Raw genomic sequence first — 11,859 nt, forward strand, 5'->3', positions numbered from 1 at the left:
TGGAGCACGTGATCGCCGGCAAGGCCGTGGCCTTCAAGATCGCCGGCTCGGAAGAGTTCAAGGAACGCCAGGAGCGCGTGCTGGCCGGTGCCCGGATCCTGGCCGAGCGCCTGATCCAGCCCGACGTCACGGCCAAGGGGATCTCCGTGATTTCCGGCGGCACGGACGTGCACCTGGTGCTCGTGGACCTGCGCAACTGCGAACTCGACGGCCAGCAGGCCGAAGACCGCCTGGCTGCGATCGACATCACCGTCAACCGCAACGCCGTTCCGTTCGACCCGCGCCCGCCGATGGTGACCTCCGGCCTGCGGATCGGCACCCCGGCACTGGCGACGCGCGGTTTCGGTGAAGCCGCGTTCCGTGAAGTTGCGGACATCATCGCGGAGGCACTGATCGCCGACGCCGACGCCGACCTCTCCGGTCTGCGTCACCGCGTGGAGGCCCTCGCCGCCGCGCACCCGCTTTACCCGGGCGTTGCGAACCTCAGCTGACACCCTTTGGCCCGTCGGGTCCGGCAAGCCTGTCGGACCCGGCAGGCCCGTCGGGGCCCTCTGGTCACCTCACCCGCCGTCCCCGTCCATATATCTAGTTAGGAACCACCATGGCTGTTGGCGTCTTCGATCTTTTCTCTATCGGGATTGGTCCTTCGAGTTCGCATACCGTGGGGCCGATGCGTGCCGCGGCGGTGTTCGCGGGCGAGCTCAAGGCTTTGGGAAAGCTGGAGCGGGTGGCTTCGCTGCGCGTTGATCTGTACGGTTCCCTGGCTGCCACGGGCCGGGGGCACGGCACCATGACCGCGGTGCTGTTGGGCCTGGAGGGCTACCACCCCGAGGAGATCCTCCCCGAGGAAGTGGAGGAACGGCTCGCCTCGATCGCCGAAACCGGCACATTGAACCTTTGCGGTGCCGTCGACCCGGAGTCCGGGGTGGCCTTGCCGTACGGGGAAGCGGACATGGTCCTGCACCCGCTCACGGTCCTTCCCCGGCATACGAACGGGATGAGGTTCTCCGTCTCCGACGCCGAGGGCGAGGTGCTGCACGAGGCCACGTTCTTTTCCGTGGGCGGCGGCTTCATCGTCCGCGAAGGCGAAGAGGACGCAGCCCAGAAGGAACTGGAGGAGTCCAAGAAGGAACTCCCGCTGCCCTTCCGCACTGCCGCCGAACTCATGGGCCGCTGCTCCTCCAAGGGGCTCGGCATCTCGGACATCATGTTCATCAACGAACGCGCCTCCCGGACCGAGGAGGAAATCCGCGAAGGCCTGCTGCACATCTACTCCGTCATGGAGGGATGCGTCGAAGTGAGCCTCAAGCGCGAAGGCGTGCTGCCCGGCGGACTGAAGGTCCGCCGTCGGGCACCGGACTGGCACGAACGGCTCCTGAAGGAAACCAAAGACCAGGACCCCGACTACCGGGATCCGAAGTACTGGCAGGAATGGGTGAACCTGATCGCCCTGGCCGTGAACGAGGAAAACGCCTCGGGCGGCCGCGTTGTCACCGCGCCCACGAACGGTGCCGCCGGGATCATCCCCGCCGTGCTGTACTACGCCTTGCACTTCGCCCCCGGCATGGACAAGGCCACGCAGCAGGACCGCGACGAGACGATCGTGAAGTTCCTGCTCGCCGCGGGCGCCGTCGGGGTGCTCTACAAGGAGCAAGCCTCGATCTCCGGTGCCGAAGTCGGCTGCCAGGGCGAGGTCGGCTCCGCCTCCTCGATGGCCGCCGCCGGGCTGGCCGAAGTCATGGGCGGCTCCCCGGGACAGGTGGAGAACGCCGCCGAGATCGCGATGGAACACAACCTGGGCCTGACCTGCGACCCGATCGGCGGGCTGGTGCAGATCCCGTGCATCGAACGCAACGCTATCGCCGCGGCGAAGGCCATCAACGCCGCGAAGATGGCGCTCTGGGGCGACGGCACCCACCGCGTCTCCCTGGACGAGGTCATCGTGACCATGCGCGAAACCGGCAAGGACATGTCCTCCAAATACAAGGAAACCGCCATGGGCGGCCTCGCCGTCAACGTCGTGGAGTGCTGACGCCCGCTTCCTGATATTCGAGGCGGCGGGTACCCGACGGCCACGCGGGGCCCAACAGCGCGGCGGATGCCATGGCAGCGAATACCGACCAAATGCTGTTGCTGCCGCCGGTGGAGAGCGGCGGAATGGGGCGGTAGACGATCATCGGATCCTCCTGGTTCGGCTTTTGTCATAACCACTTTCCGCCGCCGGGATAGCAGTGGACTTTGGGGAACCTTTGCCCTGGCTGTGAGACCCGGATCTGCCGGCCACCTGGAGGCGTTAGGGACCGATCAGGCGGTAGCTCTCCGTCGGGGCCGATAGACTTGGGGCTGAACGCCTGCGCCGCACACCGGCGCCTGCTGCCTCAAGTAAGCAACTGATTGGACACGGCCCCCTTGCGAGAATTTACCGCACGCTTTGCCACCGCCGAGGAAATCGAACACTGGGACAAACACGTCACGGCCAATCCCAATGGCGGCAACCTCCTCCAGTCCGAGGCATTTGCAGACGTGAAGCAACACTTCGGTTGGAAGCCCTTGCATCTCGTCTACGAGACCGAGGACTACAGCAGCTACAACCTAGTCCTGGAGAAGTCGTTTCCACTGCTCGGCAAGCTCTGGTACCTCATCAAAGGCCCTGACGTTGCCGGTGTCGAGGACATTCCCGGGGTCATCAACGCCAACCGGGAATTCGTGAGGCGGGACAAGCTCGGGGTGTTCGCCGTGAAAATCGAGCCGGACATCGTCCTCAGTGGCGAAGCCCGGGACGCGATTGAGGCCACCGGAGTGGTCAAGACCCCCAACCTGCAGCCGAACGACTCCACGGCCCTGCTGGACATCTCTCCCGAGGAGAACCAGCTGCTGCGCAACCTGCATTCCCGCGGCCGCAACGCCGTTCGCCGGGCCATCCGCGAAGGCGTTGAAGTGCACACCATGGAACCCACGGAAGAGAATTTCCGTTCCATGTATGCGCTGATGACCAACACCGTCGAGGCGAAGTCCCAGGTGCGGGTCCGTGAATTCGGGTACTACCGCCAGTTCTGGACCAATTTCATCGACCGTGGCCAGGGCAGGCTCCTGTTTGTCTTCGAAAACGGTGTCCCATCCGTCGGAGCCTTCGTCATTAACTATGGCCGAAAGGGCACCTACAAGGACGGCGGATCGCTGCAGAAGCGCGCGCAGTACGGCGATTCGCACTTGGTCCAGTGGACAGCCATCAACCAGGTCAAAGAACTTGGTTGCACTGAGTACGATTTCTGCGGCACTCCGCCCGCGGACCGCCTCAAAGACACCTCGCACCCGTTCCACGGACTTGGCCTGTTCAAGACCAGCTTCAGCAAGACCGTCACCGACTTCGTCGGCTGCTATGACCAAGTCATCAGCCCGCTGAAGTACAAGCTCTGGACCGCTGCCGGGGAACGTGTCGCACGGCAGATCTACACCCGCCGCACTGGCCAGCAGTTCTACTAGGCCAGAAGTTCTACTAGAATCGCAGCTCCGCCCCGTCCACTGCATGTGCAAAACACCGTATTTGGAGGAACCACGCCCTTTGGAGGAACACCCGCGTGACTGACCGCCCCGACAACAGGCCCAACACGGACGGCTTGCCCAAGACGCAGCCGCTGAAGCCATCCCAGGTGCGCCAGAATGTCAATGCCAAGCGCATGCTTCGCAGGCTCGTGCAGGGCGAGAATCCCCCCACCGCCCCCATGAGCATCGTCGACCGCCTGGCGGGCAGTCCCTACGCCAACCCCATCATCCACGTTGGCGGTGTAGATGCTTCGGCCCGCAAGACCATTGACTTCGCCCTTCATATGGCCGAATCCATGTTTCGCTACGGAGCCGGTGCCCTGGAAGTCGAGACCAGCATTATCGCGGTCACGGCGGCACTCGGGTTGAAGAACATCGAAGTGGACATCACCAACCAGTCAGTCCAGATCAACTACGCGCCCAAGGACCAGACCCCGCTGACCCTGCTCCGCGTAGTCCGTTCCTGGACCAACAACTACGCAGGTTTGGCCCAGGTTCACCAGCTCGTCACGGATATCGTGGCCGGCGGCGTGGGCAGGGCGGAAGCCGTGCGCCGGCTGGATGAAATCATCCGGAGCAGCAAGCCTTTCCCGCGGTGGATGGTCACTATGGCCTTCGGCGTCTTCGCCGCCGTTTTCGTCGGGGTCCTGGGCGGGGGACTTGGAGCTTCCGCCTTGGCTTTCGTCTCCAATATGCTTGTCAATCTCGTGGCCCGGCAATTGGGCAAGTGGCGCACGCCTGACTTCTTCGTAACAGCGGCTTGCTCCTTCCTGGTCACGTTCATTGCGCTCATGCTCCACTGGGCCGGGGCAGACATCCCACCGTCCATCGTCGTGGCGGGCGGCATCCTCTTGCTGTTGCCAACGGGGCGGCTCGTGTCTTCGGTGCAAGATGCCATCAACGGATTCCCCGTGACTGCGGCCGGACGTTTCCTGTCCACGATCCTGACCTTCGGCGCGATCGTTGCGGGCATCGCCGTCGCGGTAGTGGTGGGTGACCTCATCGGCAGCGTCGCCATCGACGTCACCCAAACATTCCCCGAGGCGTATCCATTGTGGGGCCAGGCGATCCTGATCGCCATTGGGGTGATTGCCATCGGCATCACCGAGCAGACCCTGCTCAAACTTCTGCTCCCGACGGCGGCAGTGGGCTTGGTGGGCTACTTCGTCTTGTGGGGGGCTTCCAATCTCGGCTTCGGAGACCGGCTCTCGCCGGCGATTTCCGCTGTGGTGATCGGCTTGCTTGCCCGCATGGTGGCCCTGAAACTCGGGGCGCCACAACTGGTGGTGGCCGTCCCCGCGGCCCTCATCCTGCTCCCCGGTTTGAAGATATTCCGTTCCATGTATGTGTTGACGGTGCAGGAAGCAGATGTCTTGCTGGGTTCGGGCGGCATGCTCAACGCGGGGGCGATCGTGCTTGGCGTGGCAGCGGGAATCGTGCTGGGCGACAACCTGGCCCGGCCGCTGACCAAGGGGTTGGCCAGCAACGAGCGCCGTCGAGTGCGCCGGCGGTAGCCCGCCAGCGTCAGCAGGGGTCGCCCAGCGGACGCAGGCCCTAGATCTGCCCGATCGGGAGTTTCTTCTCCGCCTGGAAATCGTCCTCCACGCGCCCTTGGGCCCAGTATCCGGAGAGCGACACCTGGGAACGCTCCAGCCCACGCTGCTTGAAGAAGATATCCCGTAAGCCCTTCATGTAGCCGCGTTCACCATGCGCAAACACATCGACGCGGCCGGGCAGCCACTCTGCTTCGCCCAAGGCATCAAGCAGGATTGAGCTTGATCCGGCCGGGACTCCGGAGCGAAGGAGCCAGCGCAGCTCCACGCCGTCGGGAGCCGCGATATCAAGCATGTCGGCGTCGCTATCGACTTCGAGGAAAGCCAGGCCCTTGGCGTCGGCCGGCAGGGATTCGATCGAGGCGGCAATCGCCGGGAGCGCGGCGTCGTCTCCCGCGAAAAGGTGCCAGTCGGCGTCGGGCGCTGGGTTGTAGGCGCCGCCGGGACCCGTGAAAACAAGCGCGTCGCCGGGCTGGGCTGCCAGGGCCCACGGGCCTGCAAGGCCCTCGTCGCCGTGGACCACGAAGTCGATTGCCAGTTCCTGGGCAGCTTGGTCCACCCGGCGGACGGTGTAGGTGCGGGTATAAGGCCACTGTTCGCGTGGCATGGTCTCGCGGATGGCCCAAAGATCCAACGGCAGCTCATAGTCGACGCCGGGCTGCGGGAACACGATCTTCACATACCGGTCCACGAAGTCGTTGTTCGCGTAACCGGCAAAACCGGGTCCACCTGCAATGACTCGCACCATGTGGGGCGAAAGCTGTTCCGTGCGCAGCACAGTCAGGTTCACTTGGGGGCGGGTATTGCGGGATGCAGACGACGTCGCGGGCAAAGATGTCATGTAGGCAAGCCTAAGCTAGGGCAGTGGTGGAAGTTCCCAGATGACGGGATCTGCGCCCTGCATACGGAGCAGGGCGTTGGCTCGGCTGAACGGGCGCGACCCGAAGAAACCCCGCGACGCGGAGAGCGGACTGGGGTGCGCGGAGACGACCACGGGGGCGCCTCCAAGCAGTGGCTGGACCGCTTCAGCGTCCTTGCCCCACAGGATCGCGACGAGCGGGCTCTGCTGCCCGGCAGTATTGCGGCGGCCGGCGACGGCGGTGACCGCCGCCGTCGTGATGGCCTCCCAGCCTTTGCCCCGGTGCGAGCCGGCTGCACCGGCCGCGACGCTGAGCACCCTGTTCAGGAGGAGTACTCCTTGGCCCGTCCAAGCCGAAAGATCGCCGTGGACCCGCGGTGGCAGCCCTAGATCGGACTCCATCTCCCGGTAGATGTTTGAGAGGCTGCGGGGGATGGGCCGGGTTTGCCCGGAAACCGCGAAAGAGAGCCCGACGGCGTGGCCCGGCGTTGGGTAGGGGTCCTGGCCCAGGATCAGCACCTTGACGTCGGCAAGCGGCTGTCGGAAGGCGCGAAGGATGTTGGATGCCGCAGGCAGCACGTGGGTTCCGCCGGTGGCCTCGGCCGCCACGAAGGCCAACGCCGAGCGCAATTCGTCCTCGACGCCGGAGAGCGCGTCAGCCCAGTCCGGCGCCATGAGGTCCTCCAAGGCCATTCCCGGGAGTGCCTCGAACCCGGCGGAGTGATCCGCGGATTCAAGCTCAAATAGTGCTTCTTCGCCTGCCACCCAGCCATTGTCCCTGTCTTGGGGCTCTGGGGGAAAGCGATGCTGGGGAAAGCGACCCGCGGAATGTCACCATGGGAAAGTGCCGGGACTCCGGCGGCGGGGCAAATGACATCGGTGTTATTCGCCCGTTACCATGGGCGGGGGACATTTTTCAGTCAATGCGTCGAAGGAGTGTGTCGTGGCAGAACCCGCACGGGAACCCATGGCGTCCGAAGCAACTGGATTGGTGCTCGAAGACCTGTCCGCCGGACTCCGCAGCGATTCGCCGCTGGGCGAGCGTGAACAACAGATGCTCGCCCTGGAGAGGCAATGGTGGAAGTACGCCGGGGCCAAGGAACAGGCAGTCAGGGAACTCTTCGATCTCTCCGCGACCCACTACTACCAGCTGCTCAATGCCCTCATCGACACCGAGGATGCACTGGCGCACGATCCTATGCTGGTCAAGAGATTGCGTAGACTACGTATGTCACGTCAGAGGGCCCGCACCGCGCGCCGTCTCGGTTCTGACGCATAAGCACACGCTGATCCCCCAGCAAGCAAGCAGCAAGGACAAGGCTTCACCATGACCAAATTTGCCCGGGATGAATTCGACCGTGTCCCGCAGAGCTCATCGCGCCAAGGTGTCCACAGGCTCGTCGCGTCAGCTTCCCGGCCCGCCCTGTGGCCGGTGCTGCTCCTGGGCGGCATCGCGCTGGCTGTAGGCCTCGTTGCGTTCCTCATCCTTCCGAAGCTCGGATTCACCTCATCGACGACGCCGCAAGCCGTTGTCACCGCGGACGCCTCCAAGCCAAGCGCCGCGGCGTCACCTTCCGCAAACAGCACGCCGTCTCCAAATAGCTCGGGGCAGGCATCCAGCCAGCCGAGCCCAAGCGACAGTCCGTCCAGCACGCCGACGCCCACTACGGCGCCCTTGGACAAGACGGCGGCAGTCGCGGTCTACAACGGCACCACCACCGGTGGCCTCGCTGCCCGTGTGGCCGGCATGGTGCAAGGCGGGGGCTGGCCGTTGTCCACGATCGCAAACTGGGGCGGAATGCCGCAGCAGACGTCGTCGGTCTTCTACAAAGGACCAGCCCAGAAGGGCAATGCCGAAGCCCTCGGCAAATTGCTGGGCATTACCAACCTCGTGGACAGCGCCGAATTCCAGCAGCCGGTGGTTGTCATTCTGGGCCCCGGTTACAAGTAGCAACTCGGTTACGCCTCAATAACATTGCGGCCACCCACACCCAAGGTTGCGCTACTGCAACGTGACTGTGGTTACAGTAGTTGTGAGCTGGCCCGGAGATCCCGGAAGCCGGCCACTGCTAGTTGAAAGTGTGGGGATCATGGCTTTGGGAACCGTCAAATGGTTCAATGCCGAAAAGGGCTACGGATTCATCACCGTGGATGAGTCCGGTGACGACATCTTTGTGCATTGGTCCGCCATCCAGATGGATGGCTTCCGTGCGCTCGAAGAAGGACAACGGGTCGACTTCGAACTGGGCGAGGGCCAGAAGGGCCCGCAGGCAGAAAGCGTGCGGCTTATCTAGTGGGTGTTGCGGCAACAGGGCTTTCCTGGCCCATTGGAGGGCGCCGGTCCCGAGCAATTTCGTTGGTAACGCCCCTTCTTGCAGGCTTTGCAGCCTTGGCCCTTGGACTGGCCGGATGTTCCGCCCCTATCGGCAACGCCAGGCTCAGCTCCGTTACCCCGAGCGGCGACGGCGTCCTGCGCATCGGTGTAATTCTGGACAATACCGGCAGTTCCGCATTCCTCAACGAGTCCGAGCTGGCAGCGGCCACGTTGGCCGTCAAGCAAATCAACGACGCCGGCGGATACAAGGACCGCCCCGTCGAGTTGCTTCCGGCATCGGCGACCGGTGAAGGCAGCAGCGCTAGCCAGGGGGCCAGCGCGGCGGCCTTCACTGCCGATACCGCGGCGCAAGCCAAGGCGCTGCTTTCCGCCCACGCCGACGTCGTTGTGGGGCCAACGGATTCCAGCCATGCGCCGGCCGCGATCGATGTGCTGTCTCCCGCCCGAATTCCGCTTATCTCACCGGCCAACACGGCGTCGGGACTTAGCAGCTACAAGAGCGGCGGTTTCTACTTCCGTACCTCGGCCGCTGATGCCGCGCAGGGCAGCGTCTTGGCAAAGCTTGCCCACGACGCCGGCGCCAAGAGGATTTCCGTCCTCCACGAAGCAGGGGACTACGGTACCCGTGTCTCCGGAGCGGTCATGGACGCCGCCCGCAGCCTCGGAATGGACGCCGTGTCCAACGCGGAATTCACGCCTGGCAAAGCAGCTCCCGCCGCGGCGAGCATCAAGTCCGGCACGCCGGACGCCGTCGTCGTGGTTGCCCGTGATGGTGCCCAAGGCGCCCTGGCCGAGCTCCTGAACGCGGGGCTGAGCGGCAAGAGCCTGATCTTGAGCGACGGTGCCATCCGTCAATACGGAACCGCGCTCGGTGCCGGTGGCCTCGACGGTGCGCGAGGCGTACTTCCGGGCGTCTTCCCGAGTGCGGAGTTCCAAGCCCATCTGACTGGCATCGACCCTAAACTCAAGGACACGACGTACGCCGCCGAGACGTACGACGCCGTCACTCTCGCGGCGCTTGCGGCCGCAGCGGCGGGCGACGACGCCGGTGGCTCGATCGCGGCCTGGCTCACTACTGTGTCCGGCGGGACGCGTCCGGCGTCGGGCGATGCGGCAACGAAAGAACGCACGTCCTGTACGTCATACAAGGACTGCCTCGAGGTGCTGAAGGGGGCCAAGCTCCCGGATTACGACGGCCAGTCCGGAACCATCGGGTTCGACGCCAACGGCGACGTTACATCGTCCAATTACATGGTCTTCACCTACGGAGCTGACAACACTGCGCGGGTGAGCGGCAAGGAGACCGCCTCGCGGACGCCGTGATTGGCTTGTGCCCGTAGCGAATTCCCTTGGCGTGGCGAGTAGTTTCCGGCACTTGCTGCTTGCACTCTCCTCGGGTGAGTGCTAATTATTGATTAGCACTCTCAAGCACTGACTGCTAATTCTCCGCGGCTCCGGCCGTATGGAAATAGTGGCGGTGCCTGGGAGAACAAAGAAAACCTTGCTGGGGTGAGGTCCGGAGCACGCGGCGTACAGAGGCCGAATGTGAAGGATCGTCCGTCGCGGGCACCGCAGTGAAGGCACCTTCTTAACGACTGTCCCGAAAGGACTACCGCCGTTATGGCCAAGATCATTGCATTTGATGAAGAGGCACGCCGCGGTCTCGAGCGGGGTCTGAACATCCTCGCCGACGCCGTCAAGGTCACCCTCGGCCCGCGTGGACGCAACGTCGTCCTCGAAAAGAAGTGGGGCGCCCCCACGATCACCAACGATGGTGTTTCCATCGCCAAGGAGATCGAACTGGACGACCCGTTCGAGAAGATCGGCGCAGAGCTGGTCAAGGAAGTTGCCAAGAAGACGGACGACGTCGCTGGCGACGGCACCACCACTGCCACCGTCCTGGCCCAGGCACTGGTCAAGGAAGGCCTGCGCAACGTAGCTGCCGGCGCCGACCCGCTGTCCCTCAAGCGCGGCATCGAGAAGGCTGTTGAAGCCGTCATCCGCGAACTGCTCGCCTCCGCCAAGGAGATCGAGACCAAGGAAGAGATCGCTGCCACGGCTTCCATCTCTGCCGGCGACACCGAAATCGGTAACCTCATTGCTGAAGCCTTGGACAAGGTCGGCAAGGAAGGCGTCATCACTGTCGAGGAGTCCAACACCTTCGGTCTTGAGCTTGAGCTCACCGAAGGCATGCGCTTCGACAAGGGTTACATCTCCGCTTACTTCGTCACCGACGCAGAGCGCCAGGAAACCATCCTCGAAGACCCGTACATCCTGATCGTCAACTCCAAGATCTCCAACGTGAAGGAACTCGTTGCGGTCCTGGAGAAGGTCATGCAGTCGAACAAGCCGCTGCTGATCATCGCCGAAGACATCGAGGGCGAGGCCCTGGCCACCCTGATCGTCAACAAGATCCGTGGCACCTTCAAGTCCGTTGCCGTCAAGGCTCCGGGCTTCGGTGACCGCCGCAAGGCACAGCTCGCCGACATCGCCATCCTCACCGGTGGCCAGGTCATCTCCTCGGAGGTCGGCCTCAGCCTCGAGAACGCAACCCTCGAACTGCTCGGCAACGCCCGCAAGGTTGTTGTCACCAAGGACGAGACCACCATCGTCGAAGGTGCCGGCGACGCCGACGCCATCGCCGGCCGCGTGGCACAGATCCGTGCCGAGATCGAGAACTCCGATTCCGACTACGACCGCGAGAAGCTGCAGGAGCGCCTGGCCAAGCTGGCCGGCGGCGTTGCAGTCATCAAGGCCGGTGCCGCAACCGAGGTAGAGCTCAAGGAACGCAAGCACCGCATTGAGGACGCAGTCCGCAACGCAAAGGCTGCCGTTGAAGAAGGCATCGTCGCCGGTGGTGGCGTTGCCCTCATCCAGGCCGGCGCCAAGGCATTCGCCAACCTGCAGCTCGAAGGCGACGAAGCAACGGGCGCCAACATCGTCCGCGTTGCCATCGACGCTCCGCTCAAGCAGATCGCTTACAACGCTGGCCTCGAGCCGGGCGTTGTCATCGACAAGGTCCGCGGCCTGCCGTCGGGCCACGGCCTGAACGCTGCAACCGGCGTTTACGAGGACCTGCTGGCCGCTGGCGTCAACGACCCCGTAAAGGTCACCCGCTCGGCTCTCCAGAACGCTGCGTCCATCGCTGGTCTGTTCCTGACCACCGAGGCCGTTGTTGCCGACAAGCCGGAGAAGAACGCTCCGTCTATGGGTGGCGGCGACGACATGGGCGGCATGGGCGGCTTCTAAGCCCCCGCGCTAGCTCACAAGCCACACGCACGACGGCGGTCCCCACCTCAGGTGGGGGCCGCCGTCGCGCTTTAACCCCCTACCGACGCTCGCTCACTTTTGTCGGGTTTTGGGCTGACGCTCGCTCACTTTTGTCGGGTTTTGGGCTGACGCTCGCTCACTTATGTCGGGTTTTGGGGCGACGCTCGCTCACTTTTGTCGGGTTTTGGGGCGACGCTCGCTCACTTTTGTCGGGTTTTGGGGCGACGCTCGAAAGTTGTCAAGCTGTGTGGAGTCACTGGGCTGGTTTTTGGGGTGTTTTGGTCTTGGGGAGGTTGATT

General features: G+C 64.0%; 11 protein-coding genes and 1 pseudogene. 9 read left to right on the top strand and 3 right to left on the bottom strand.

The window, feature by feature from the left end:
• Together NFJ07_RS25030 and NFJ07_RS25035 are read left to right on the top strand one after the other, a co-directional pair.
• A pseudogene (locus NFJ07_RS25030) lies at positions 1–491 on the top strand (serine hydroxymethyltransferase); the annotation flags it as partial.
• Between the two features lie 110 nt (positions 492–601).
• The gene (locus tag NFJ07_RS25035) at positions 602–2,032 is read left to right on the top strand and encodes an L-serine ammonia-lyase (RefSeq protein WP_269998762.1); all 1,431 of its coding nucleotides are present in this window, start codon (positions 602–604) and stop codon (positions 2,030–2,032) included.
• Here the strand turns inward: NFJ07_RS25035 and NFJ07_RS25040 are convergent.
• Positions 2,013–2,177 carry a hypothetical protein gene (locus tag NFJ07_RS25040; RefSeq protein WP_269998763.1) on the bottom strand — a complete coding sequence of 55 codons (165 nt, stop codon included), beginning with the start codon at positions 2,175–2,177 and terminating at the stop codon, positions 2,013–2,015. The two genes, NFJ07_RS25035 and NFJ07_RS25040, sit on opposite strands and share 20 nt — an antisense overlap.
• Positions 2,178–2,409: 232 nt before the next feature.
• On the opposite strand from NFJ07_RS25040, the gene NFJ07_RS25045 reads away from it, so the two are divergent.
• Both NFJ07_RS25045 and NFJ07_RS25050 read left to right on the top strand, forming a co-directional pair.
• On the top strand, positions 2,410–3,483 hold the full coding sequence (locus NFJ07_RS25045; protein ID WP_269998764.1) for a lipid II:glycine glycyltransferase FemX: 1,074 nt from the start codon (positions 2,410–2,412) through the stop codon (positions 3,481–3,483).
• A 95-nt stretch (positions 3,484–3,578) separates the two neighbouring features.
• Complete coding sequence (locus NFJ07_RS25050) at positions 3,579–5,057, top strand: threonine/serine ThrE exporter family protein (protein ID WP_269998765.1); 1,479 nt, start codon at positions 3,579–3,581, stop codon at positions 5,055–5,057.
• A 40-nt stretch (positions 5,058–5,097) separates the two neighbouring features.
• Here the strand turns inward: NFJ07_RS25050 and NFJ07_RS25055 are convergent, their stop codons facing one another.
• Together NFJ07_RS25055 and NFJ07_RS25060 are read right to left on the bottom strand one after the other, a co-directional pair.
• Complete coding sequence (locus NFJ07_RS25055; RefSeq protein ID WP_269998767.1) at positions 5,098–5,937, bottom strand: siderophore-interacting protein; 840 nt, start codon at positions 5,935–5,937, stop codon at positions 5,098–5,100.
• Positions 5,938–5,952: 15 nt separating this feature from the next.
• On the bottom strand, positions 5,953–6,720 hold the full coding sequence (locus NFJ07_RS25060; RefSeq protein WP_269998768.1) for a uracil-DNA glycosylase: 768 nt from the start codon (positions 6,718–6,720) through the stop codon (positions 5,953–5,955).
• 178 nt (positions 6,721–6,898) lie between these two features.
• Between NFJ07_RS25060 and NFJ07_RS25065 the strand changes: the two genes are divergently transcribed.
• The 5 genes from NFJ07_RS25065 to groL all read left to right on the top strand — a co-directional run bounded on the left by NFJ07_RS25065 (position 6,899) and on the right by groL (position 11,539).
• Entirely contained in the window at positions 6,899–7,234 is a 336-nt protein-coding gene (locus NFJ07_RS25065) for a DUF3263 domain-containing protein (protein ID WP_269998769.1), read from the top strand.
• Between the two features lie 48 nt (positions 7,235–7,282).
• Complete coding sequence (locus tag NFJ07_RS25070; protein WP_269998770.1) at positions 7,283–7,906, top strand: LytR C-terminal domain-containing protein; 624 nt, start codon at positions 7,283–7,285, stop codon at positions 7,904–7,906.
• 139 nt (positions 7,907–8,045) lie between these two features.
• Positions 8,046–8,249 (top strand): cold-shock protein, encoded by a 204-nt coding sequence (locus tag NFJ07_RS25075; protein WP_059388209.1) that lies wholly within the window; start codon positions 8,046–8,048, stop codon positions 8,247–8,249.
• A gap of 62 nt (positions 8,250–8,311) precedes the next feature.
• Positions 8,312–9,613, top strand: coding sequence for an ABC transporter substrate-binding protein (locus NFJ07_RS25080; protein ID WP_269998771.1), 1,302 nt, complete (start codon positions 8,312–8,314; stop codon positions 9,611–9,613).
• Between the two features lie 297 nt (positions 9,614–9,910).
• On the top strand, positions 9,911–11,539 hold the full coding sequence (groL, locus tag NFJ07_RS25085) for a chaperonin GroEL (RefSeq protein ID WP_269998773.1): 1,629 nt from the start codon (positions 9,911–9,913) through the stop codon (positions 11,537–11,539).
• Positions 11,540–11,859 lie beyond the last annotated feature (320 nt).

Source organism: Arthrobacter sp. B2a2-09 (genome assembly GCF_027587375.1).
In the GTDB taxonomy this organism is placed as follows: domain Bacteria; phylum Actinomycetota; class Actinomycetes; order Actinomycetales; family Micrococcaceae; genus Arthrobacter.

Coding starts and splice junctions, on each gene's coding strand:
- NFJ07_RS25040 (WP_269998763.1), bottom strand. CDS start 2,177: ATGATCGTCTACCGCCCCATTCCGCCGCTCTCCACCGGCGGCAGCAAC.
- NFJ07_RS25035 (WP_269998762.1), top strand. CDS start 602: ATGGCTGTTGGCGTCTTCGATCTTTTCTCTATCGGGATTGGTCCTTCG.
- groL (WP_269998773.1), top strand. CDS start 9,911: ATGGCCAAGATCATTGCATTTGATGAAGAGGCACGCCGCGGTCTCGAG.
- NFJ07_RS25055 (WP_269998767.1), bottom strand. CDS start 5,937: ATGACATCTTTGCCCGCGACGTCGTCTGCATCCCGCAATACCCGCCCC.
- NFJ07_RS25070 (WP_269998770.1), top strand. CDS start 7,283: ATGACCAAATTTGCCCGGGATGAATTCGACCGTGTCCCGCAGAGCTCA.
- NFJ07_RS25075 (WP_059388209.1), top strand. CDS start 8,046: ATGGCTTTGGGAACCGTCAAATGGTTCAATGCCGAAAAGGGCTACGGA.